This is a genomic window from Solibacillus sp. FSL H8-0523 (genome assembly GCF_038051985.1).
GTDB lineage: Bacteria > Bacillota > Bacilli > Bacillales_A > Planococcaceae > Solibacillus.
Genome location: NZ_CP150291.1, coordinates 1,238,979 through 1,262,199 on the forward strand (window position 1 = coordinate 1,238,979; position 23,221 = coordinate 1,262,199).

Annotated in this window: 26 protein-coding genes; all 26 read left to right on the forward strand. The window is 38.9% G+C overall.

Annotated elements, in window-relative coordinates; genetic code table 11:
* The first annotated feature begins 123 nt into the window (after positions 1-123).
* Positions 124-693 (forward strand): GTP cyclohydrolase I FolE, encoded by a 570-nt coding sequence (gene folE / locus NSQ62_RS05880; RefSeq protein ID WP_341322999.1) that lies wholly within the window; start codon positions 124-126, stop codon positions 691-693.
* Positions 694-747: 54 nt separating this feature from the next.
* Positions 748-963, forward strand: a complete 216-nt coding sequence (mtrB, locus tag NSQ62_RS05885) for a trp RNA-binding attenuation protein MtrB (RefSeq protein ID WP_341323000.1) — start codon at positions 748-750, stop codon at positions 961-963.
* 51 nt (positions 964-1,014) lie between these two features.
* Positions 1,015-1,758, forward strand: a complete 744-nt coding sequence (locus NSQ62_RS05890; RefSeq protein ID WP_341323001.1) for a heptaprenyl diphosphate synthase component 1 — start codon at positions 1,015-1,017, stop codon at positions 1,756-1,758.
* 24 nt (positions 1,759-1,782) lie between these two features.
* Entirely contained in the window at positions 1,783-2,484 is a 702-nt protein-coding gene (locus NSQ62_RS05895) for a demethylmenaquinone methyltransferase (RefSeq protein ID WP_341323002.1), read from the forward strand.
* Between the two features lie 22 nt (positions 2,485-2,506).
* Complete coding sequence (gene hepT, locus NSQ62_RS05900; protein WP_341323003.1) at positions 2,507-3,481, forward strand: heptaprenyl diphosphate synthase component II; 975 nt, start codon at positions 2,507-2,509, stop codon at positions 3,479-3,481.
* 115 nt (positions 3,482-3,596) lie between these two features.
* Positions 3,597-4,016 (forward strand): nucleoside-diphosphate kinase, encoded by a 420-nt coding sequence (gene ndk, locus NSQ62_RS05905; RefSeq protein WP_341323004.1) that lies wholly within the window; start codon positions 3,597-3,599, stop codon positions 4,014-4,016.
* 169 nt (positions 4,017-4,185) lie between these two features.
* The gene (locus NSQ62_RS05910) at positions 4,186-4,401 is read left to right on the forward strand and encodes a hypothetical protein (RefSeq protein ID WP_341323005.1); all 216 of its coding nucleotides are present in this window, start codon (positions 4,186-4,188) and stop codon (positions 4,399-4,401) included.
* Positions 4,402-4,441: 40 nt separating this feature from the next.
* Positions 4,442-4,657, forward strand: a complete 216-nt coding sequence (locus NSQ62_RS05915; protein ID WP_341323006.1) for a hypothetical protein — start codon at positions 4,442-4,444, stop codon at positions 4,655-4,657.
* Between the two features lie 18 nt (positions 4,658-4,675).
* Positions 4,676-4,906, forward strand: a complete 231-nt coding sequence (locus NSQ62_RS05920) for a hypothetical protein (protein WP_341323007.1) — start codon at positions 4,676-4,678, stop codon at positions 4,904-4,906.
* Between the two features lie 82 nt (positions 4,907-4,988).
* Entirely contained in the window at positions 4,989-5,759 is a 771-nt protein-coding gene (locus tag NSQ62_RS05925) for a protein-glutamate O-methyltransferase CheR (protein WP_341323008.1), read from the forward strand.
* Between the two features lie 411 nt (positions 5,760-6,170).
* Positions 6,171-7,352, forward strand: coding sequence for a chorismate synthase (aroC, locus tag NSQ62_RS05930; RefSeq protein ID WP_341323009.1), 1,182 nt, complete (start codon positions 6,171-6,173; stop codon positions 7,350-7,352).
* Between the two features lies 1 nt (position 7,353).
* Complete coding sequence (aroB, locus tag NSQ62_RS05935) at positions 7,354-8,445, forward strand: 3-dehydroquinate synthase (protein ID WP_341323010.1); 1,092 nt, start codon at positions 7,354-7,356, stop codon at positions 8,443-8,445.
* Positions 8,442-8,804: a chorismate mutase gene (aroH, locus tag NSQ62_RS05940; RefSeq protein ID WP_341323011.1), complete on the forward strand. Its 363-nt coding sequence runs from the start codon at positions 8,442-8,444 to the stop codon at positions 8,802-8,804. The genes aroB and aroH overlap by 4 nt, the downstream gene beginning before the upstream one ends.
* A gap of 23 nt (positions 8,805-8,827) precedes the next feature.
* Entirely contained in the window at positions 8,828-9,928 is a 1,101-nt protein-coding gene (gene hisC, locus NSQ62_RS05945; protein ID WP_341323012.1) for a histidinol-phosphate transaminase, read from the forward strand.
* A complete protein-coding gene (locus NSQ62_RS05950; RefSeq protein ID WP_341323013.1) occupies positions 9,925-11,022 on the forward strand; it encodes a prephenate dehydrogenase in 1,098 nt (365 codons plus the stop codon). The genes hisC and NSQ62_RS05950 overlap by 4 nt, the downstream gene beginning before the upstream one ends.
* A 54-nt stretch (positions 11,023-11,076) precedes the next feature.
* Positions 11,077-12,366 (forward strand): 3-phosphoshikimate 1-carboxyvinyltransferase, encoded by a 1,290-nt coding sequence (gene aroA / locus NSQ62_RS05955; protein ID WP_341323014.1) that lies wholly within the window; start codon positions 11,077-11,079, stop codon positions 12,364-12,366.
* Positions 12,367-12,515: 149 nt separating this feature from the next.
* Complete coding sequence (locus tag NSQ62_RS05960; protein WP_341323015.1) at positions 12,516-13,370, forward strand: MurR/RpiR family transcriptional regulator; 855 nt, start codon at positions 12,516-12,518, stop codon at positions 13,368-13,370.
* A complete protein-coding gene (locus NSQ62_RS05965; RefSeq protein ID WP_341323016.1) occupies positions 13,371-14,393 on the forward strand; it encodes a serine hydrolase domain-containing protein in 1,023 nt (340 codons plus the stop codon).
* Between the two features lie 13 nt (positions 14,394-14,406).
* Complete coding sequence (locus NSQ62_RS05970; RefSeq protein WP_341323017.1) at positions 14,407-15,990, forward strand: ABC transporter substrate-binding protein; 1,584 nt, start codon at positions 14,407-14,409, stop codon at positions 15,988-15,990.
* Positions 15,991-16,056: 66 nt separating this feature from the next.
* Entirely contained in the window at positions 16,057-17,001 is a 945-nt protein-coding gene (locus NSQ62_RS05975) for an ABC transporter permease (protein WP_341323018.1), read from the forward strand.
* 17 nt (positions 17,002-17,018) lie between these two features.
* Positions 17,019-17,846 (forward strand): ABC transporter permease, encoded by an 828-nt coding sequence (locus NSQ62_RS05980; protein WP_341323019.1) that lies wholly within the window; start codon positions 17,019-17,021, stop codon positions 17,844-17,846.
* 120 nt (positions 17,847-17,966) lie between these two features.
* Complete coding sequence (locus NSQ62_RS05985; RefSeq protein ID WP_341323020.1) at positions 17,967-19,154, forward strand: anhydro-N-acetylmuramic acid kinase; 1,188 nt, start codon at positions 17,967-17,969, stop codon at positions 19,152-19,154.
* On the forward strand, positions 19,154-20,143 hold the full coding sequence (locus NSQ62_RS05990) for an ABC transporter ATP-binding protein (protein WP_341323021.1): 990 nt from the start codon (positions 19,154-19,156) through the stop codon (positions 20,141-20,143). The genes NSQ62_RS05985 and NSQ62_RS05990 overlap by 1 nt, the downstream gene beginning before the upstream one ends.
* Positions 20,133-21,116, forward strand: coding sequence for an oligopeptide/dipeptide ABC transporter ATP-binding protein (locus tag NSQ62_RS05995; protein WP_341323022.1), 984 nt, complete (start codon positions 20,133-20,135; stop codon positions 21,114-21,116). Before NSQ62_RS05990 ends, NSQ62_RS05995 begins: the two co-directional genes overlap by 11 nt.
* 183 nt (positions 21,117-21,299) lie before the next feature.
* A complete protein-coding gene (locus NSQ62_RS06000) occupies positions 21,300-22,544 on the forward strand; it encodes a tetratricopeptide repeat protein (RefSeq protein WP_341323023.1) in 1,245 nt (414 codons plus the stop codon).
* Positions 22,545-22,559: 15 nt separating this feature from the next.
* Complete coding sequence (locus NSQ62_RS06005) at positions 22,560-23,105, forward strand: ReoY family proteolytic degradation factor (protein ID WP_341323893.1); 546 nt, start codon at positions 22,560-22,562, stop codon at positions 23,103-23,105.
* Positions 23,106-23,221: the final 116 nt, after the last annotated feature.

Here is a 23,221-nt window from a genome sequence, read left to right on the forward strand (position 1 = left end):
GAACTTACGCGCCATATGTGCTACGATTCAAGGGTATGTATTCTTGTAAGAAATCTAAAATAAACGAAGATAACAACTAACTTTACATAAAAAACGTTTTGGTTTGTAGGAGGAAGTTTTTTCATGGCAAATGTCGATTTAAAGAAGATTGAAGAAGCAGTTAAAATGATTTTAGAAGCAGTTGGTGAAGATGTTGAGCGTGAAGGTTTACTAGATACGCCAAAACGTGTTTCGAAAATGTATGCAGAAATGTTCAGCGGCTTAAACGAAGATCCACGTGAATTTTTCAGTACGGTATTCCATGAAGATCACGAAGAATTTGTATTAGTAAAAGATATCGCCTTCCATTCGATGTGCGAGCATCACTTAGTACCGTTTTACGGGAAAGCGCATGTTGCGTATATTCCAAAGGACGGAAAAGTAGCAGGCTTAAGTAAATTAGGTCGTTGCGTGGAATCTGTTGCACGCCGTCCACAATTACAGGAGCGTATTACATCAACGGTAGCGGATACAATTATGGAAATGCTTGATCCAAAGGGTGTTTATGTAGTCGTAGAGGCCGAGCATATGTGTATGACGATGCGCGGACTTAAAAAACCAGGTGCAAAAACGGTAACAGCTGTAGCGCGCGGTCTATATGAAACAGATGATGTAAAACGTAACGAAGTCATTACGTTCATTCAAATGAATTAATTCAATATATGGTATGATAGAAAAAGAATTCAAGACGTGGGGAGAACGAAAAAAATGGCACAACCAGATTATATTATTATCGAAGCTGAAGAAGATGGCGTACATGTAATTGGGTTAACTCGCGGCACAGATACTAAGTTTCACCATTCAGAAAAATTAGATGCTGGCGAAGTGATGATCGCGCAATTTACCGAACATACTTCAGCGATGAAAATTCGTGGGAAAGCGAAAATTCATTCGATACACGGCGTTGTACAAAGTAAAAAATAACCAAATACATGGCGTATTTGAAGCTTGAAAACAGTGAAATGGAGTAATTCTATGAGTGCAACATCTATTACACAATCTGTTCGAACGTTACAATCAAATATTTATCAGCATGTTCATCATAGAGCATTACGACAAAATGTTGGACAACCTACATTGCAAGAGGAGCAATTATTTTTTATTCAGCTACCATTTCTAAGTGAAACACCGATGAACGCTGAACAAATGACAAGTGCGGTTGCGGTAGGGATTGTACATGCATCGCTACAAGAGCATGAGAAAGTAAAAGAGACCGAAGCAACGTCAAAAGAGCAGCAATTAACGGTGCTTTCAGGCGATTATTATAGCGGTCGTTATTATCAAATTTTAGCTGGAGCAGGTAATGTTGCTTTAATTCAAAAGCTTTCGCAGGGGATTATTGAACGTTGTGAGCACCAAGTACGCGTTTACGAAAAGCCTTGTACATTAGCGGATTGGATTGACAGCTTAACGGTCATTGAAAGTAAATTGATTGAGCAATTTTATGCGGTTTACGGCTTTACACATTACGTAGAGCTTATGAAACAAACGCTCACAGTAATTCGCATACAACAAGAGTTAAACGCCTTACAACAAGGCGCATCTTGCTTTTTACACAAGGCATATACATTAAATGAGCAAGCATTTTCAGTAGAGGCTCTTTGTGAAGCGCTACAGCAGCAAGTACAAATGCGTCAACAGCAAGTACATGCGTTGTTACAGGCTTCTACACTACAAGAAGAGCTGAAGCAGAAAATCGTGCAATATATCACGGCTTAGTGAAACAAGAGAGGTTTTGAAAACATGGCAAAATCGAAAGAAGAGCGCGTTCATGAAGTGTTTGAGAACATTTCTGACAGCTACGACAAAATGAACTCCGTCATCAGCTTCCAAATGCACATCGGCTGGCGTGAAGATACGATGAAGCGTATGGACGTAAAAAAAGGTTCAAAATGCTTAGATGTATGCTGCGGTACAGCAGACTGGACAATCGCTTTAGCGAAAGCAGTAGGCGAAGAGGGCATGGTAAAAGGGTTAGACTTCAGTGAAAACATGTTAAAGGTCGGGAAAGAAAAAACGGCTGACATGAAAAACATCGAACTAATCCATGGCAATGCGATGGAATTACCGTTCGAGGACAATACATTTGATTACGTAACGATTGGCTTTGGCTTACGTAACGTACCAGATTACTTGCAGGTATTACGTGAAATGAACCGTGTCGTAAAGCCTGGTGGAATTGTGGTATGTCTTGAAACGTCACAATCTGAAATTCCGGGGTACCGTCAGTTATTCCGTTTTTACTTTAAATACGTGATGCCAGTGTTTGGCAAGCTATTTGCGAAAAGTTATAAGGAATATTCATGGCTACAAGAATCAGCAAATGAATTCCCAGGCATGAAAAAATTAGCGCAAATGTTTAAAGAAGCGGGCTTACAAAATGTCACATACAAGCCATATAGCGGTGGGGCAGCTGCTATGCATATGGGCTTTAAAAAGAAATAATAGTGGGAGTAGGTTTTGACGCGTGGAAAAGATGAAACTAAAAATGCTATATGCGGATATTAAATCAGATATAGAAATCATCGAAAACGAATTAGAACAAGCGTTGAATTCATCTTCACACATATTGAATGATGCCTCTATTTATTTACTACAAGCCGGCGGGAAACGTATTCGCCCGGTATTTGTGCTACTTAGCGCCAAGTTCGGTGACTATGATATCGAGCGCATGAAGAATATCGCGGTACCATTAGAGTTAATTCATATGGGATCATTAGTCCATGATGATGTCATTGATGATTCAGACATGCGTCGTGGTCGCGAAACGGTAAAAGCACAGTACAACAACCGTGTGGCGATGTATACGGGGAACTTTATTTTCGGTAAAGCACTACAATACGTAACGGATATTGAAAACCCACGTGTGCATCAAATTTTAGCGAAAACGATGGTGGAGTTAGTAAATGGAGAGGTCATTCAAATCGAGGATAAGTTTCGTTTAGATCAACATTTGAAAGATTATTTCCGTCGCATTAAGCGTAAAACAGCGCTGTTAATTGAATCGAGCTGCGAGCTAGGTGCGGTTGTGAGCGGAGCGGATGAAAAAATAATTGGTCACTTAAAACGCTACGGCTATTTTGTGGGCATGAGTTTCCAAATTATTGATGATATTTTGGATTTCACCGCTACGGACAAGCAGCTAGGAAAGCCTGCAGGAAGCGATTTAATGCAAGGGAATATTACGTTACCGATTTTACTAATGAAGGACGATCTACGCTTACAGCCGCTGTTACAGAAGGTGGCTACGCATGGATTAACCGAACAAGAGCGCCAAGACATGCTCGTGCTTGTTCGTAAGTCAGCTGCGATTAAAGAAGCAACAAAAATTAGTAATCTGTATTTACAAAAAGCATTAAAAGAAGTAGAAGCGTTACCAAATCATCCGATGAAAAAGAAATTGCGCGATATTGCTTTATATATGGGTAAGAGAAAATCATAAATTTTTCAAGCAAATTTCGGTATTACTCTAATATTTGTTGCAGTTTGGACATAGTTTTGGTAATATTTATCGGTAGGTGTAAAACCTTTTACTCAAATTTAGGGAGTGTTTTATAATGGCAATCGAAAAAACTTTTTTAATGGTTAAACCTGATGGCGTAGAACGTCAAGTAGTTGGAGATATCGTTGACCGCTTTGAACGTCGCGGTTTCGTTTTACGTGGAGCAAAATTAATGGTAGCTTCTCGTGAATTAGCTGAAGCGCATTACGCTGAGCACGCTGAGCGTCCATTCTTCGGTGAATTAGTAGACTTCATCACTTCTGGTCCAGTATTCGGTATGGTTTGGGAAGGCGAAAACGTTATCCAATTATCTCGTATCATGATGGGTGCTACAAAGCCTGAAGAATCTAACCCAGGTACAATCCGCGGTGACTACGCTGTGACTTTATCTCACAACGTTATCCACGGTTCTGACTCTTTAGCTTCTGCTGAACGCGAAATCGGTTTATGGTTTGGCGAAGGTTTAGCTGAATAATTTAGACTTTACAAAAAGCTATCACTTTATGTGGTAGCTTTTTTTTCTTGCCATGAATTAAGTAATACTAAAATTCATACTTGATAATGTTATAATGTATCTGAATAATGAAACTATATTGAAAATCAAAACGTATAAAAATTATTGGTTGTAGATGAGGAGGATATGTATGTGGGTTTGGGCTATTGTATCGGTAATGGCGGTTGGAGCGATAGCAGTTATTACAGAAGCACGCAATGAAAGTAAGCGTATTGATGTGAAGAAATTAAATAAAGAAATTGAGTTGGAAAAATTGCGTCTTGAAAATTTTGATAGAGAAACTGAAAAAATGCGCTTAGAGTTGGAACATTCAAAACAACTAATGTTAGAGCACAAGCAAAAATAATTTTTTACATAACAAAAGCTAATTAAAAGGAGTGGTCAATATGTATTTTTGGGTAATAATTATGGTTATTGCAATAGTAGGAATTTTATCTGATACGTACACTAAAAATAAAAAAATCGAATTAAAGAGAATCGACAAGGAAATTGAACTCGAGCGTCTACGTCTTGAAAATTTCGATAAAGAAACCGAAAAAATGAAATTAGAATTAGATTATACAAAACAGCATTTAATAGAAACGAAAAAGCCATCTAAATAAGGGAGTGTGTTCGTACGTATGGAAGATATCATCATTTTGTCTATTATTTTTGGTTCAGGTGCTTTAATTGCGTTAACGGCTATTCTTACAGCTCATAAACGGTCTAGTATGAAGCTACAAATAAAGCAGCTAGAGGTTGAAGCGCAACTAGAACAAATTCGATTGGAAAGCTATCAGTTTGAAACGGAAAAAATGCGTCTGGAACTTGAACATTCGAAGCAGCTTTTACTGGAAACACGTAGGGACTAGTTAATTCTATACAAATGCTATTTCAGAATTTAGGATAATCGGCTATAATAGGCATACGAAACATGAGGGGAAAGATGAACCAATGTCAGATTATGAACAGTTTATAGAGGGCATTAAGCGTAAAACGGGCATTGATTTAGCTCTTTATAAAGAAGCACAAATGAAACGCCGATTAACATCTCTTTATGAAAAAAAGGGTTTTAAAAATTTTGTTGATTTCTTTAATGCATTAGACAAAGATCGTGATTTAATGAATGAGTTTTTAGACCGCATGACGATTAACGTATCGGAGTTTTATCGTAATGGTAAGCGCTGGGAAGTATTGCAAAACAAAATTTTCCCGATGCTACTTCAAACTAACAAGCGCCCGAAAATTTGGAGTGCTGCGTGTTCAACGGGTGAAGAGCCGTATAGCTTAGCAATGGTACTGTCCCAACATTTACCGTTATCGCAAATTAGCGTTCAAGCAACGGACTTAGATGAAAATGTTATTCAAAAGGCCAAGCTCGGTTTATATCCAGAGCGTTCGTTAGCAGAAGTACCAAAAGATGTACAAGCGAAGTACTTCGAACAAGAAGGCCAGTTTTATAAAGTAAAAGATGAAATTAAGCGTACGGTTACGTTTAAAAAGCATAACCTGTTAAAAGATAATTATGATTCAAACTTTGATTTAATCGTTTGCCGAAATGTAATGATTTACTTTACAGAAGAAGCAAAGGATCAAATTTATGATAACTTCAGTAAAGCACTACGTCCGGGTGGGATTTTATTTGTAGGTTCTACGGAGCAAATTTTCAACCCAGCACGCTACGGCTTTGAAGTAGAGGATACATTCTTTTATCGAAAAAAATAATAATTGATTGATTTTATAGATGTCGTGAAAGCAGAACGTCAAATTGAATTTTGAGGCTCGAATAAATGCGCTTTTCGTACAGTCACGAAAGGCGTATTTTTATTGAGAATAACTTTGTATAAAGTTTTTCCTACGTCTAGGCTAAAGCGCCAGCCACTCGAGCTTTTCGGTCCCGCCTTCGAAAATGGTTAAGCATTTACTTTCTAGTCGAGGCTTACAGGGAGCTTTAGCGCTTTTGCCTTGCTTATTCAATTGTTCCTTGTTTTGCTATCCCGTGCATTATTTTTTAAGTAAAACGTTCAGAATATTCTAAAATAGTGGATAACTGCTCGGAAATGCTACTGCTATTTGAAAATAAATATGTTATAGTGAAAATTACATACTTTAGCGAGTTGAAGGGAGAAAGTGTTTATGCGTTATTTAACAGCAGGTGAGTCACACGGACCACAATTAACGACAATTATTGAGGGGTTGCCGTCACTTTTACCAGTTACAGCAGAAAAAATTAATTACGATTTAAAACGTCGCCAGGGAGGCCATGGCCGGGGGCGTCGTATGCAAATCGAAACAGATACAGTAGAAATCGTTTCCGGTGTTCGTCACGGTAAAACGTTAGGTTCACCCGTTGCTTTAATCGTAACAAATGACGACTGGAAGCACTGGACGAAAATCATGGGGGCAGAAGAGCTACCTGAAGATATCGATCCAAACGAAATTAAGCGTCAAATTTCACGTCCACGTCCAGGACATGCGGATTTAGTAGGTGGCATGAAATACGGTCACCGCGATTTACGTAACGTGTTAGAGCGTTCAAGTGCGCGTGAAACAACAGTGCGTGTAGCCGTTGGTTCAGTTGCCAAGGCGTTATTAAATGAACTAGGGATTTCAATCGTTGCACACGTAACAGAAATCGTTGGTATTAAAGCAGATGCCGCGCTATTAGAAGGCAAATCAGCAGACGAAATCCGTACGATTGTGGAAGAAGATCCATGCTATTGCGTAGACCCAGAAGCTTCAGCGAAAATGGTAGAAGCCATTGATGAAGCAAAACAAGCGGGCGATTCAATCGGTGGTGTAGTCGAAGTCATTATCGAAGGTTTACCAGCAGGTATTGGCTCATACGTACATTACGATCGAAAGTTAGATGCAAAGCTTGCCGCAGCGATGTTAAGCATCAATGCCTTTAAAGGTGTTGAGTTTGGTATCGGCTTTGAAATGGCCCGTAAAAAAGGCTCAGAAGTACATGATGAAATTATTTGGGATGAAGAAAAAGGCTATACACGTACAACAAACCGCCTAGGTGGATTAGAAGGTGGTATGACGACTGGTATGCCAATCGTGGTACGTGGTGTCATGAAGCCAATCCCAACATTATATAAACCACTACAAAGTGTGGATATTGAAACAAAAGAGCCATTTAAAGCAAGCGTAGAGCGCTCTGATAGCTGTGCAGTACCAGCAGCATCAATCGTTGCTGAACATGTTATTGCCTGGGAAATTGCAAATGCAATCGTCGAGCAATTCCATAGCGATCAATTACCGCAATTAAAAGCGCAATTAGACGCAATGCGTGCGTACACGAAGGAGTATTAATATGAAAATTCCAGTTCGTGCTGCATCCCATTCTTATGCTGTTACGATTGGGAAAGGCATATTAAACGAAGCGGTTACTTCATTACAAGAAGTGTTCGCAAAAGCAGATAAAATCATTGTGCTAACAGACGAAAATGTCTGGGCAGCACAACAAAGCTATTTTGAAGCAAATTTCCCGCACGCCTTTCACGTGTTTGTGATGCCAGCAGGCGAGGCTTGTAAAACATTTGATAACTACAATACAGTTCAAACATTTTTACTAGAGCAAAAATGTACACGAAAATCACTGGTCATTGCCTTTGGTGGTGGTGCGGTTGGGGATTTAGCAGGCTTTGTTGCTGCGACTTATATGCGCGGGATTCCGTTCATTCAAGTACCGACAACGATTTTAGCGCATGACTCAGCGGTTGGTGGCAAAACAGCCATCAACCACGCGCTTGGCAAAAATATGATTGGCGCGTTTTATCAGCCACAAGCGGTCCTTTATGATACGAATTTTTTACAAAGCTTAAGTGAAAAAGAAGTACGTTCAGGTATGGCCGAAGTGATTAAGCACGCATTAATTTCTGATTCACAATGGGTCGAGGAATTACTCGAAGGCGAGCATGTAACCGAGCTACCTGAAGAGCTACTTGCCAATTATTTAGCGCATGGCGTGCAAGTAAAGGCAAGTATCGTGGAGCAAGATGAAACCGAGCAATCGGTGCGCAAATATTTAAACTTGGGTCATACGTATGGTCATGCAATTGAGGCTGCTGCGGGTTATGGCAAGGTTGCTCATGGTGAAGCTGTGATGATTGGGTTAGTGTATTGCTTACTACTGAGCGAGCGTTACGGCAAAATCAATCATGAATTCACGAAACGCTTCTTACACTTTGCTGAGGAAAATGGTTACCCATTTGACGCAGTACATGACTTTACATTTGATACGCTAGCAGAGTATTTAATGAAAGATAAAAAAGCAGACTACGGACAATTACAGTTTGTGTTATTAGATACAATTGGCAAGCCATTTGTTCAAAAAGTTGAATTAGCCGAGTGCAGAGAAATTGATGAACAACTAAGACAGTTACTAACGGAGGTGCAAGCATGATTCGAGGCGTACGCGGTGCCATTACGATTCCAGAAGATAAAGCGGAATACGTGTGGGGCGAGACAGCTAGACTTGTGAGAGAAGTAGCACAGAAAAATAACATTGCACCAGAAGATATTGCATCGATTACGATTTCAACAACGCCGGATATTCGTTCGGCGTTCCCAGCAAAATCGGTGCGTACGATGGAAGGTTGGCAATATGTGCCGATTATGTGCATGCACGAAATGGATGTACCCGGTGCGCTTCCATTATGCATTCGCGTGTTACTCCATGTAAATACGAATACACCACAAAAAGAAATCCATCATATTTATTTAGAAGATGCAGTAAAACTACGACCAGATTTAGTGAAATAGGTTAGTACGAGGAGACGTTGATCATGAAGTGGAAACAACAATTATTCGGCATGCAAGCCTACAAACCAGGTAAGCCGATGGAGGAAGTAAAAAAAGAATTCGGATTAGATGAAGTGGTAAAACTCGCTTCGAATGAAAACCCATTCGGTAGCTCACCAAACGTAAAAACATTTTTACAAGGTGACGCATCCAATCACGCAATTTACCCAGATGGCTACGCACAAAGCTTACGTACCGATTTAGCAAACTTCTACGGTGTTGCAGAAGAAGAGCTGATTTTAGGAAATGGTTCAGATGATTTAATCGCAATCATTACACGTGCTTTACTTTACCCAGGGGTGAACACAGTAATGGCGGACCTTTCTTTCTCTCAATACTGGCATAATGCAGAAATTGAAGGCGCAGAAGTACGTAAAGTGCCAATGCAAGCAGGCGTCCATGATTTAGATGCGATGCTTGAAGCGATTGACGAAAATACGTCAGTTGTGTGGGTATGTAATCCGAATAATCCAACTGGAACACTTGTATCTGACGAAGCATTAAGTGCCTTTTTAGCGAAAGTGCCAAGTGATGTGTTTGTTGTGTTAGATGAAGCGTACATCGAGTACGTTAATGACCCAGCTTACAAAGATACACTTCATTATTTCCGTGACTATAATAACTTAATTTTATTACGTACATTCTCAAAAGCATATGGTCTTGCATCATTCCGTGTTGGTTACGGAATTGCACAAGCAGATGTGATTGCCAAGCTAGACCCAGTACGTGCACCGTTTAACAATACAATTTTAAGTCAAAAGGTCGCGCAAATCGCATTAGCTGACCAAGACTATATTCAAAATTGCCGCGTTCAAAACGAGGCCGGTAAAAAACAATACGTAGCATTTTGTGAAAAACACGGCTTAAACTACTTCCCGTCTCAAACAAACTTCGTGATGTTTGAAGTAAAAGCAGATAGCGATGTCGTCTTCCAAGAATTAATGAAGCGCGGCTTTATTATTCGTAGTGGGGCGGCACTTGGCTTAGATGGCTATATCCGCGTGACAATCGGAACAGAAGCGCAAAATGCGAAGTTCTTACAACTGCTTGAGGAAGTATTAACGGAGCAAGGAGTATTCGCATGACACGCAATGTTTTCGTAATCGGACTTGGGCTAATCGGCGGATCCGTGGCATTAGCTCTACAAAAAGCGCCGCATACGAAAGTGTTTGGCTACGACTACCATGAACAGACAAGACAATTAGCTAGCACATTGCAGGTGGTACACGAAGTTGTAGAAGATCCGGCTGAATTTGCCAAAGAAGCTGATGTGATTATTTTTGGAACACCGGTAAATATTACGCTGGATTTTATGGACCAGTTAAAAAGCTGGGAATTAAAAAAAGGTGTGATTATTACCGATACAGGTAGTACAAAGGCGCAAATTATGGAAAAGGCACTCGAGCTACGTGAACTTGGGATAACGTTCATAGGTGGTCATCCAATGGCCGGTTCGCATAAAAGTGGGATTACCGCTGCTAAGCCGTATTTACTTGAAAATGCGTATTATATGCTGACGCCAATTGAAGGCGAAGAAATCGAAAAGCTTGCAACACTCGATAGCTTGCTGAAATTTACGCTAGGGAAAATGGTCGTTGTCGATGCGAAAGCCCATGACCATATGACAGCTGTTGTTAGCCATTTCCCGCATATTATTGCCGCGTCACTTGTGCATCAGTTAAACGTTGAAAAGAAGTCGTATCCGATGACGTCTTCACTAGCAGCAGGAGGTTTTCGTGACATTACGCGTATTGCTTCGTCAAATCCAGCACTATGGCGCGATATTACGATGCAAAACCGGAAAGAACTCGTTGGTCAGCTAGATACGTGGTTAGACGAGATGAGCCGTGTGCGTGATCTTTTAGATTACGGAGACGGTGAGGCAGTAGAATCTTACTTTAGTGAAGCACGTGATGTCCGTGATAGCTTACCAATCGCGAATGGCGCATTGTACATGCCCTATGATTTGTACGTGGATATTCCAGACTATCCAGGTGTCATTTCAGAAGTGACGGGCTATTTAGCAGAAGATAATATTAGTATTACAAATATTCGCATCGTGGAAACACGCGTTGACGTATTCGGGATTTTAGTGATTAGCTTCCAAACGAATGAAGACCGTGAACGCGCAGCGAAGTGTATTGAAAGTAAGGCCAATTACGAAACACATATTTCTTAAACTCAACATCTCGCTTTTTAAGGCGAGATGTATTTTTCTAAGGGGGCACTATGTATGAGTTCAAAAGTATTGCAATATAATAACCCGACACTAGTTGGTGAGATTACGGTTCCTGGTGATAAATCGATTTCGCATCGCTCAGTGATGTTTGGCTCGATTGCAAAAGGCAAAACGACCGTAAGTGGCTTTTTACTAGGTGAAGACTGCTTAAGTACAATTGACTGCTTTAAAAAGCTTGGTGTTGAAATTGAAGTAGATGGGACGAATGTGTCAATTGAGAGCCCCGGTATGGATGGTTGGGCAGAGCCGACAGAAGTGTTATACACAGGGAACTCTGGTACTACGACTCGTTTGATGTTAGGGATTTTATCCGGCACAAAATTACATACGGTGATGACAGGTGATGCATCGATTGGCAAGCGTCCAATGCGCCGTGTAGCGGATCCACTTCGTTTAATGGGTGCACAAATCGCAGGACGTGAAAATGGTCAATTTACCCCTTTAGCGATTCAAGGTGGCACACTTCAGGCAATTGACTATACCATGCCAGTAGCGAGCGCACAGGTAAAGTCCGCCGTTTTACTAGCAGGGCTTCGTGCAAATGGAACAACGATTGTGCGTGAAAGTGAAGTCTCTCGTGACCACACAGAGCGTATGCTACGTCAGTTCGGCGCGGAAATCGATGTAACGGACGGTATTGTCTCGTTTAAAGGCGGTCAAACGTTAACAGGTACGCATGTTAACGTACCGGGGGATATCTCTTCGGCCGCGTTCTTCTTAGTAGCGGGTTCGATTACACAAGGCAGCCGCATCGTTCTAGAAAATGTTGGGGTCAATGAAACGCGCGACGGCATCCTCGAAGTACTGAAAAAAATGGGTGCAAAAATGACTGTCCAAGTTGACGATGAAAATGCAGCAGAGCCAACAGCAACAATCACTATCGAAACGTCTGAATTAACAGGCACGACAGTTGGTGGATCCATTATTCCACGTTTAATCGACGAAATTCCAATTATCGCGTTACTTGCAACACAGGCAAACGGTAAAACAATTATTAAAGACGCAGAAGAGCTAAAAGTAAAAGAAACAAACCGCATTGATGCGGTTGTTAATGAATTAAAAAAACTAGGTGCGAACATCGAAGCAACTGACGATGGCATGATTATCGAAGGCCCAACACCACTTACAGGCGGCGCACTAAAAACATACGGTGACCACCGCATTGGTATGATGGGCGCAGTCGCAGCATTAGTTGCTAAGGGCGCAGTCGAACTAGACGACGCAGACTGCATCGCGGTAAGCTACCCAACGTTCTTTGAGCATGTAGAGAAGCTCTTGAAATAGTACGTTAAAAACCACTTCTTAATTGAGGTGGTTTTTTTGTTTCCGATAAATAAGTATTTCGCATCATTTTTCAGAATATTCAAAATGTAGTGGAATTTCCATTTATGTAAGGTTATTATGAAATAAAGTTTCAAAAAAGGGTGTTTATTATGAAAGATGCGTTGACTAGAATTCAAATGGTATATAACAATTTGAAACCAACTCAAAAACAGATTGCAAAATTTATGTTAGAAAATCCACAAACCGTTATAAATAGTTCGATTAAGCAAGTGTCCCAGGCGTGTAACTTTAGTGAGGCTACGATTGTACGCTTTTGTAAGGAACTTGAGTTTGAGGGCTTCAAAGATTTAAAAATGGGTGTTTTCACCTCGATTAATTTACAAAAAGAAACTTTGCAAGAAGGTATTCATAAACAATTGTTAAAGGATTCTAGTATTGAAGATTCCGTCGCTATAATTTCTCATAATAATCAGCAAGCAATTTTAGATATGGTGAAGCTCGTTGACTATGAAAAGTTAGAAAGTGCAATTGAATTATTATATGGTGCCCGGTCGATTTGTATTGCAGGTGTAGGGGCATCTGCACTTGTAGCACAGGATTTTTTGCTGAAATGTCAACGAATTAATAAGCATTGTGAAGCCTTACTTGATATGCATCAAATGCTTGTGAAATCTGTACATTTAACTGAAGGAGATGTACTATTTTTGATTACCTATTCAGGAGAAACACCTGAAATTATCGAATTTGCTAATTTAGCAAGGAAAAAAAATATTCCGATTATTGCTTTAACAACATTTAAGTTGAATACAGTGCAGTCATTGGCGACGGTTAATTTATATGTATCGGCAAGTGAAGCAAATGAACGAATTGGCGCTACATCATCACGAATATCTCAACTTAATATGATTGATATTTTGTTTACATGTATTGCACGTAAAGCTTACGAACAGTCAGTACAAATGTTTAAAGAAACGAAGGCAATTATTCAAAGGGGGGTAAAGTGATTGATTCGTGAAATTGTTCAGCAAGGGATAATAGAGCAACTTTACACTGGGGCCGTTTATAGCATTTGGAAAAATGGAAAAGAACAAGCAGTTGGAGCTGTAGGTATCGCGGACCGACAAACAAATGAAGCTATGACTATACATCATGTTTATGATTTGGCAAGTGTCACGAAGCTATTCACGACGACGTTAATACTGCATCATGTCTCTAAAAAACGCCTTACATTAGATGATACACTTGCTTCTTTTCAGATTGGACCCACCGAAATTGAAGATATAACTATTAGACAATTGCTAATGCACAATTCTGGTTTACTTGCCTGGTATCCGTTTTATGAACAGAACATGCGAGGATTAGCATTTGAAGAAATTGTTCAGCGGATCCCTCATATTCGCCCATATGCACCAGGGGAAATGGTTTACAGTGATATAAATTTTATGCTTTTACGTACGGTTTGTGAACGTATTGATAGCCGAAAATTTGAACAACAAATTGAATTTATTTTAAATGAAATTGGCGATGAGGATGGATTTTTTGGCCAACCATCCAATGAGCAGTTAGTGGTAGCAACAGAATATGGTAATAAAATTGAACATAGAATGTGTGATGATCGAGGGTTTACGTTTCAATATTGGCGTACACAATCTTTACCAATAAAAGGTGAAGTGAATGATGGAAATTGTCATTATTATTTTAATGGCGTGTCAGGTCATGCAGGGTTATTTGGTTCAAAAAATACATTATTAAAACTAGGGCAGTTGTATCTTAAAGGAGGTGGTTCACTCATTGATGCTGAGATTGTGGACAAAGTGATTATGGATGAAGAAAATGGAAGAACGTTAGGATTCAGCAAAGAGGGAATGTTTAGCAAAGGGCTTGGTCATACAGGCTTTACAGGAACAATGCTATACATGGAGCCAAGTAGTAATTCAATTCTTGTTTTACTAACAAATCGCTTACATGTTGATACACCTAGAGATATTAGTGGAATTCGTAAAAAGATTATTGATTTGATTCATTAACGGAGGGGTTTCTTTGAAAAAATATTGGATAATTCTTTTTAGTATGTTAATCACGATTTTATTGGTAGCTTGTTCAAGTGATGATTCTAGTGTATCAACAAATTCTCCAGCTTCTGTTGATTCTGAAGAAAATACGGATAACGTAGCATCCGACAATTCAGCAGCAACGAGTGAAATTAAAATTGCTAATGACCAGGAACCAGCAGGATTAGATCCTCATAAAGTTCCAGCGGCTTCATCTTCACGAATTTATTCTCAAATGTATGAAGGTCTTTTATCTTTCGATGAAAACATGAAGATCATAGGGAGCTTAGCGACAGAGTGGAATCAAGAGAATGAAACAACATATGTATTTAAATTAAAACAAGGTGTGACATTCCACAATGGCCGTGAAATGAAAGCGGAAGATGTAAAATATAGCTTTGAACGTATTTTAGATGAAAATACAGCATCACATATTCGGTCATACTTTGCAGATGTAGCGTCAATTGAACCACTTGGTGCTTATGAAGTGAAATTTGTATTAAGCAAACCGAATGCTACGTTTTTATCAAATTTAACGCATGGAAGTGCGGTTGTTGTAGCAAAGGAAACAGTGGAAGCAAATGGAGATCTACAACAAAAAGCAGATGGAACAGGGCCTTTTAAATTAGAGCAATGGGTTCCAGATAATAACGTAACTTTAATTAGGAATGATGCTTATCATGTTGATAGTGAGCCGAAAGCAGCGAAACTAGCATTCTATACAATGACTGAAGAATCAGCTCGTTTATCAGCGATTCGTACGGGAGAAATTGATTTTACAACGATTTCAGCAAAATCCACAAAACTTTTAGATGGAAAAGCAGATGTTAATATTATTCCATATCAATCACTAGAATATAGCTATGTAGGTTTCAATAATGCCAATGCACCCTTAGACAATGAAAAGGTTCGCCAAGCATTAAGCTTAGCTACAGACCGAGAAGCAATTTTAAAAATCGTATGGAATGGTGAAGGATTAGTTACAGGGCCAGTTGCACCATCAATGGGTGATTGGGCAATTGATGTACAAGCACAAGATTTATATAAAACAAATGTTGAAAAAGCGAAAGCATTATTAGCAGAAGCGGGGCTAGCAGATGGCTTTGACATTACAATTACAACCGCTTCAACATATCCTGACATGGTGGATACCGCGCAGCTATTACAACAACAATGGAAAGAAATTGGCGTAAACGCAACAATTAAACAAATTGAATGGGGCGAGTATGTTGATACTTGGAGTAATAAAACAGCAGACATTTTAATTGGTCGAAACACTTCGGGGATTGATCCAGATCGTGCATTAAATTACTTCTTCAGTTCAACAGGTTCTGCAAACGTTTGGAATTTCTCAAATCAAGCATATGACGATTTAGTAGCGAAAGGATTAGGGACTACAGATGAGGCAGAACGTAAAAAAGTATATGCAGAAGCACAAGAAATGTTAATTAATTTATCGCCAAATCTATTTTTAGTATCTCCGAAAAACTATGTAGCGGTACGTAAAGACATTTCAGGATATACACCATATCCGCATAATGCGTCTGATTACAATAATGTTGAAAAAAAATAATAGAAATTCAATAGAGTGGTAGGGCATCCTAGCACTCTATTTTTTTAAAGGGGATGAAATCGAACAATGACAAGCTATATTATTCGAAGATTATTCATGCTTGTTCCAGTGTTATTTGGCGTCTCGATTTTTATCTTTTTGATGATGCGTGTTGTACCGGGGGATGTAGCACAAACGATTTTAGGTACAGACGCAACGCCACAAGCACTTGAAGTTTTACGTAATCAATTTGGCTTAAATGATTCCTATTTTAAACAATATGTAAACTGGATGGGCGGTGTGTTGACGGGGGATTTTGGCGAATCCATGCGTAATGGTCGTGAAGTGCTTCCAGAAATAATAAATCGTTTTAAAATAACGTTTGAATTAACAATCATAGCAGCAATAATTTCTTGGATCATTTCAATTCCTCTTGGTGTATTAGCTGCAGTAAAACGTAATAGCGCAACGGATATTACGATTCGTACGATTTCACTATTCGGTGTATCCATTCCTAACTTTGCCTTTGCAACAGTATTGCTATTAATACTAGCGTTGTTTTTCAATTATAGTCCACCAATTGGTTATGTCAGTCTTTTAGAGAATCCACTAAAAAATTTAGAAATTATGTTTTTACCTTCGCTCGTACTTGGTATGACCATGGCAGCTGCCGTTATGCGTATGACACGTTCTTCTGTGTTAGAGGTGTTAAGACAGGATTTTGTTCGAACAGTTCGTGCTAAAGGGGCAAAAGAAAGAGTTACCATCTTTAATCATGCCTTACGTAATGCACTTATTCCTATTTTAACTATCATTGGGATGCAAGTTGGTACCCTTTTAGGCGGCGCGGTTATTATTGAACAAATCTTTTCATTGCCAGGCTTAGGTCAATATGTTCTAACGGGAATAACGCAACGTGATTTGACTGTAGTACAAGGGAGTGTTTTATTTATTTCATTTGTATTTGTCATGATTAATTTAATTGTTGATATTTTATATGCATACTTAGACCCGCGTATTAATTATAAATAAGGCTTGGGGTGAAAGAGATGAAAGAATTTGCAAGTCAGTTAGTTAAAGATAAAGTGGGATTAATCGGAGCAATTGGCATTTTACTAATTGTAATTGTAAGTCTATTTGCATCTGTTATTGCTCCATTCTCACCAGAAAAAATGTATACGGATGCCATTTTACAATCACCCAATGCTACATACTTTTTTGGTACCGATGAATTTGGGCGAGATATTTTTTCTCGTATTATTTATGGTGCACAAGTATCGGTAAAAGTAAGTGTAATTGCGGTTGGCATTGGAGCTACTCTAGGATTAATATTTGGACTTATTAGTGGATACTTTCAAGGGAAAGTCGACAGTATCATTATGCGGGTAATGGATGTACTATTTGCATTTCCAGATATTTTACTTGCATTAGCTATTGTCGCAGTTTTAGGAGCAAATATTACAAATACAATGATTGCCATCGGGATCGTGTTCACACCAGTATTTACAAGGACTGTACGCGCGGCAACAATATCAATTAAGGAAAATGAGTACATTCAAAGTGCTGTAGCAATTGGAGTTCGTCCATTTCAAATCATTATTCGTCATGTGCTTCCAAACATTATTGCGCCTTTTATTGTTCAAGTTACGCTTGCTTTATCAGGCGCAATTTTAACTGAAGCGGCACTGAGCTTTTTGGGGTTAGGGGTACAGCCACCCAATCCTTCGTGGGGGAGTATGCTAAATGAAAGTAGAACTTATATGGAATTTGCGCCATGGACAATTATTTTTCCAGCAGCTGCAATTGTAATTACGATTTTTTGTTTCAATTTATTAGGGGATAGCCTGCGAGATATTTTAGATCCTAAAATGAAATAGGAGGAATACGATGGCAGAAATAAAGCGAGTGTGAATATATCCGTTGCAACAGAGGCACTTAAGCAACAACAAAATAATATTGATGAGGCAATTCAGTGGCTTAAAGGGGGGGACTGAATAATGTATGGAATTGGTGTAATGTCAGGAACTTCATTAGATGGGTTAGATATTGTTTGTATTGATCTAGTGGCCTATGAAAAAAATAAGGAAATTACCTTAGTTGCTAGTAAAACGGTTGATTATGAGATGAATTTTAAAGAACAATTATCTGAGCAATGCCATAATCACACAGCTTCCTTAGCAAAAATTACAATGATGAATGCCTATTTAGGACAATTTATTGGTGAACAGGTGATACAGTTTTTACGTGAACAGCAACTATTAGTGGAGAAAGTAGCCTTTATTAGTTCGCATGGTCAAACGATTTTCCATGAACCTGTTGGCGCTGAGGGAATATTCGAGATTCCTTCAACATTACAAATTGGTGATATTTCATATATTTCAGAGGTGACAAGATTACCGGTAATTGGTGATTTTAGGACTGCAGATATGGCGGCTGGTGGCCAAGGTGCGCCATTACTATCATTCTTTGACGCAAACTTTTTATATTCAAGTTCAGCAGGGCGAGCTATTCAAAATATTGGTGGAATCGGAAATGTGACGTTTGTATCAAAAGATGAGAAAGCGCCAGTAATTTCATTTGATACAGGGCCGGGAAATGTCTTAATTGATAGCGCCATTCAAAAGCTAACAAATGGAGAGAAGAAATTTGATCAAAATGGAGAAATGGCTAGAAAAGGCACTATCCATGAACAGATCGTTGAACAGTTGATGCAACATCCCTATTATGAAATGCCGTTGCCAAAAACAACAGGACGTGAACTGTATACGACTCATTATTTGAATGAAATAGTAAATGAAATGAAAGGTGCTTCAACAGAGGATATTCTTGCAACATTAACAGCTTATACAGTTGAAACGATTAAGCAGAGCTATGGGCGTTATTTGCCGCTTGAGCAAATCGATGAGATTTATATTAATGGTGGAGGTAGCCTAAATGGTTATTTGATGGAGTTATTAAAACAAGCATTTCCTACAAAAAAGGTAGCTCCTTTAGATGGGTTAGGGGTCCCTGCTGTCTGGAAAGAAGCGATTGCCTTCGCACTTTTTGGTTACAATACTATGCTTGGTATACCAAATCAATTACCTTCTGCCACAGGAGCTAGGCGTGAAGTGGTTATGGGAAAAGTCGCGTATTGCGATGGGAATCCATTGATGCGATTTCAAAAATTACGAGGTGAGACGTAATGGGAATTTTACTAGCTATTGAAAATTTAACAATCGCAGTTGGCAAAAAATCACGTAACGAACCACTAGTGAAAAATGTTTCGCTGCAATTAGAAGAGGGCAAAACCTATGGCATTGTTGGAGAATCTGGAAGTGGTAAAAGTTTGACGTCTTTATCCATTTTAAATTTATTAGATGATAAATTAGCAATTTCAGATGGACGAATTGAATTTGCCGATAAGGGAAATTTACTGACATTAAAAAAGGATGAGTTACAAAAAATCCGGGGTAAGGAAATTTCGATGATTTTCCAAGAGCCGATGACAGCGCTCGATCCAATGTATACGATTCAGTATCAATTATTTGAAGTATTAAGGTTTCATAAAAAACTATCAAAAAAACAAATGTATGACCAAGTACTTGAAATGTTAAATGCTGTTGGAATCTCAAGACCAGAAAAAGTATTAAAAAACTACCCGCATGAGTTATCGGGTGGTATGCGACAACGTATCATGATTGCTATGGCATTATTATGTAATCCGAAATTGTTAATTGCGGATGAGCCAACAACGGCACTTGATGTTACGATTCAAGCTCAAATTTTAGAGCTGATGAAAAGTTTAAAACAACAATACCAATCGACAATTTTATTAATTACGCATGATTTAGGTGTCGTTGCTGAAAGTTGTGATGATGTTGCGGTGATGTATGCAGGGCAAATTGTTGAAATTGGGCAGGTCGCAGAGATATTTGATCATCCGAAGCATCCATATACGCAAGGCCTACTAAAAGCGGTGAATAGCATTGATAACCAAACAAAGGATTTATATGCGATTCCAGGAAATGTACCAACGCAAGATGAATTCAATTCAGGTTGTCGATTTGCTTCAAGATGTCCAGATGTGATGGAGCGCTGTTGGAAAGAAGTACCGACGAGCGAACAAATATCGCAAAGTCATACCGTGAGATGTTGGGCGGTTGATCAAGGGGGCGTATCGAATGAACCATGAAGCAATTATAGAGCTTAAAAATGTAAAACAGTATTTTCCGATTAAGGGTGGCGTATTTAAACAGGTAGTTGGTCATGTACGAGCAGTTGACGATATATCGATTGCGATAAAGGGACAGGAAACATTAGCATTAGTAGGAGAAAGCGGTTGTGGTAAATCGACAACAGGTAAAATGATACTACGACTCCTTCAACCGACAGCTGGCGAAATTTTGTATAATGGGCAAAATATTTTAGCACTCTCCAATTCACAATTTCGTGATTTAAGAAAGGAGATTCAAATTGTTTTTCAAGATCCATATAGCTCGTTGAATCCACGTATGACAGTAAAACAATTACTATTGGAACCGATTTTGACACATAAATTAATGTCAAAACAACAGGCGGAAATTGAAGTTAACGAAATCATAAGAAACGTAGGCTTAACCGAAAAAAGCTTATCTAAATACCCACACGAATTTTCTGGTGGACAAAGGCAGCGTATAAGTATTGCGCGCGCGTTAGTACTGAAACCAAAGTTTTTAGTGTTAGACGAGCCTGTTTCCGCATTGGATGTATCCATTCAAGCACAAATTTTAAATTTATTGAATAAATTGCAGCATCAATATCAATTAACCTATTTATTTATTTCGCATGATTTAAATGTTGTTCGCCATGTGAGTGACAGAATTGCAGTGATGTATTTAGGACATATTGTAGAAATCAGTACCGCTCAAGAACTATTTGAAAATCCGAAGCATCCGTATAGCCAAGCGCTCATTTCGGCAATTCCTAAAAAGCATCCCAATGATTTTGTAGAGCGTATTATTTTAAAGGGGGAAATTCCAGACCCTTCAAATCCGCCAACGGGCTGCCCGTTTCACACACGCTGTCTTTATGTACAAGATCAATGTAAAATAGGCGGAATTTCAATGGTTCAGTTAAATGAACATCACCATGTAAAATGCATTCTATACAATGATGAAAAAAGCTAGCTACTCTAAAGGACCAACTCAATGTTTATTGATCGTATTGTAAGTGGGTGTCCCGAATATTAATTCTGGGCTCCCACTTTTTGTTAAAAGAAAAATAATAGAAGAAACAGACGGTTTTTCTTGAGCAAAGCGGCGTAGTCATGTAGCATGATATTGAAACCAAAGAAAAAGGTGAACGATTTTATGGAACAATTATTACAAGCGATTCAAGAAGGCGACATTCAATTAATCAACCAACAACTTGAATCATTTTTAGTAGATTCAGAACCGGCTGCACAATATGAAGTGGCTGAGGCACTGGTACATTTTGGATTTGTAACCGAAGCAAATCAAGTATTTGAACATTTACAATTTTTATTCCCAGAAGAGGCACAAATTGCGATAGATCGTGCAGGAGTTTTAATCGAATTAGGCGAAGAAGATGAAGCATTAGATTTATTAATGGCTGTATCGGACGAAGCGCCTGAATACCCACAAGCGTTACTTGTATTAGCGGATTATTATCAAATGCAAGGACTATTTGAAGTAGCCGAGCAACGCATTAATGAAGCACTACAGCTATTACCAAATGAGCCATTATTACAATTTGCAAAAGCGGAATTATTATTCGAAACAGGTCGTTTTGCGGAAGCAGCACGTATCTATGAAGAATTGTATGCCGTGGACAAGAAGTTTGCAGGCACGATTTTAGCACAGCGCCTAGCAGAAGTTTACCGTGCAGGTGCGGCTTATGAATCAGCGCTTGATTACTATATGGAAGCACTTGAAGAAGAAGTAACGGCTGATTTATTATTCGGCTCAGGCTATGCAGCATTCCAAACACAAAAATACGACTTAGCGATTAAGCAATTAGAAGATTTAAAAGAACTTGATCCAGATTACTTCTCTGCTTATTTACTATTAGCGGAAAGCTATGCGATGCAAGAAGATAATAAGCGTGCTTTAAAAGTCATTCAAGAAGGCTTAAAGCGTGATGAATATGATAAATCACTGTTCTTATTTGCGGGGAAAATGGCGCTTAAAAATAGTATGCCAACCGAAGCAATCGACTATTTATCACAAGCGATTGCCCTTGATCCGGAGTATATGGAAGCGATTATGGTGTTAATGTCTGTCTATAGCCAGCAAGAAAGCTATGAAGAAATTATTTCACTATATGAGCAATTGAAGCAATATGACTTTGAATGGGTGTCATTATCTCCATTTGTCGCGAATGCATATAACGAAGAAGAACAGTTCGATAAAGCATACGAAATTTATAAAGAGGCATATACTGAGTTTAACGAGGACGTTGAATTTTTAGAGAAATATTGCTTATTCTTATTGGAAGAAGGTAAACGTGAAGAAGCAAAACAAATTGCGACACGTTTAGTTCAGTTACAACCTACTGAACAGCAATGGATTGACCTGTTAGAGCGCTTTGAGTAAAGGGAGGATCGCATGTTGACTTATTCCGTACCACTCAATGAAAAAAAGGCTTTCATTCGATGGTTTTTAAAAAACTTTCAATTAAAACGACGCGAAGGGGTATGGATACTCAATTATTTATTGAGTAACGACGAATTGCTCGAGCATGTGCATTTTGTTGATGAAGCGCATTATTGTCCGCGCGCGATTGTCATGTCAACAGTGGATACGACGAGCATCCCGTTCCGTTTTTATAAAGAGAATATTATGACGTCAGATGCAGAAAAGGCATTTCATGATTTACGCCTAAACACTTCTGAAGAAATCTATTTCCAATTAAATTTCCCAAGCATACCGCCAGATCCTCTGTATTTGGCGGTACTTGAGGAAAATCCATATGTTCCGGAATTATTCATTCCTGAAAAGGACCGAATTGCGGCGCAACAATTATTGGAAAATAGTGTTTTAGCGTTTCAAGAGCAACTTTTGTTAAAGCAAATTGACGAAGCACTGGATGCGGGAGATAAAGAACGATTTTTTGAGTTATCGAATTTACTACAGGCGTTGAAACATACGAAGTAGTTTTTTCTTTGTCACTCGTGTAAAAAATGACTTTTATAGAAATAATAGGTTAGTAGCGTGTGGATTGATGTGATGAGCAAACGATCCACATTTTACTAATGTAGTAGAGAAAATAA

What these genes read in the sequence shown, in the direction of transcription:
- folE (WP_341322999.1), top strand. Translation starts at nt 124, where the DNA reads ATGGCAAATGTCGATTTAAAGAAGATTGAAGAAGCAGTTAAAATGATT.
- mtrB (WP_341323000.1), top strand. Translation starts at nt 748, where the DNA reads ATGGCACAACCAGATTATATTATTATCGAAGCTGAAGAAGATGGCGTA.
- NSQ62_RS05890 (WP_341323001.1), top strand. Translation starts at nt 1,015, where the DNA reads ATGAGTGCAACATCTATTACACAATCTGTTCGAACGTTACAATCAAAT.
- NSQ62_RS05895 (WP_341323002.1), top strand. Translation starts at nt 1,783, where the DNA reads ATGGCAAAATCGAAAGAAGAGCGCGTTCATGAAGTGTTTGAGAACATT.
- ndk (WP_341323004.1), top strand. Translation starts at nt 3,597, where the DNA reads ATGGCAATCGAAAAAACTTTTTTAATGGTTAAACCTGATGGCGTAGAA.
- NSQ62_RS05910 (WP_341323005.1), top strand. Translation starts at nt 4,186, where the DNA reads ATGTGGGTTTGGGCTATTGTATCGGTAATGGCGGTTGGAGCGATAGCA.
- NSQ62_RS05915 (WP_341323006.1), top strand. Translation starts at nt 4,442, where the DNA reads ATGTATTTTTGGGTAATAATTATGGTTATTGCAATAGTAGGAATTTTA.
- NSQ62_RS05920 (WP_341323007.1), top strand. Translation starts at nt 4,676, where the DNA reads ATGGAAGATATCATCATTTTGTCTATTATTTTTGGTTCAGGTGCTTTA.
- NSQ62_RS05925 (WP_341323008.1), top strand. Translation starts at nt 4,989, where the DNA reads ATGTCAGATTATGAACAGTTTATAGAGGGCATTAAGCGTAAAACGGGC.
- aroC (WP_341323009.1), top strand. Translation starts at nt 6,171, where the DNA reads ATGCGTTATTTAACAGCAGGTGAGTCACACGGACCACAATTAACGACA.
- aroB (WP_341323010.1), top strand. Translation starts at nt 7,354, where the DNA reads ATGAAAATTCCAGTTCGTGCTGCATCCCATTCTTATGCTGTTACGATT.
- aroH (WP_341323011.1), top strand. Translation starts at nt 8,442, where the DNA reads ATGATTCGAGGCGTACGCGGTGCCATTACGATTCCAGAAGATAAAGCG.
- hisC (WP_341323012.1), top strand. Translation starts at nt 8,828, where the DNA reads ATGAAGTGGAAACAACAATTATTCGGCATGCAAGCCTACAAACCAGGT.
- NSQ62_RS05950 (WP_341323013.1), top strand. Translation starts at nt 9,925, where the DNA reads ATGACACGCAATGTTTTCGTAATCGGACTTGGGCTAATCGGCGGATCC.
- aroA (WP_341323014.1), top strand. Translation starts at nt 11,077, where the DNA reads ATGAGTTCAAAAGTATTGCAATATAATAACCCGACACTAGTTGGTGAG.
- NSQ62_RS05960 (WP_341323015.1), top strand. Translation starts at nt 12,516, where the DNA reads ATGAAAGATGCGTTGACTAGAATTCAAATGGTATATAACAATTTGAAA.
- NSQ62_RS05975 (WP_341323018.1), top strand. Translation starts at nt 16,057, where the DNA reads ATGACAAGCTATATTATTCGAAGATTATTCATGCTTGTTCCAGTGTTA.
- NSQ62_RS05980 (WP_341323019.1), top strand. Translation starts at nt 17,019, where the DNA reads ATGAAAGAATTTGCAAGTCAGTTAGTTAAAGATAAAGTGGGATTAATC.
- NSQ62_RS05985 (WP_341323020.1), top strand. Translation starts at nt 17,967, where the DNA reads ATGTATGGAATTGGTGTAATGTCAGGAACTTCATTAGATGGGTTAGAT.
- NSQ62_RS05990 (WP_341323021.1), top strand. Translation starts at nt 19,154, where the DNA reads ATGGGAATTTTACTAGCTATTGAAAATTTAACAATCGCAGTTGGCAAA.
- NSQ62_RS05995 (WP_341323022.1), top strand. Translation starts at nt 20,133, where the DNA reads ATGAACCATGAAGCAATTATAGAGCTTAAAAATGTAAAACAGTATTTT.
- NSQ62_RS06000 (WP_341323023.1), top strand. Translation starts at nt 21,300, where the DNA reads ATGGAACAATTATTACAAGCGATTCAAGAAGGCGACATTCAATTAATC.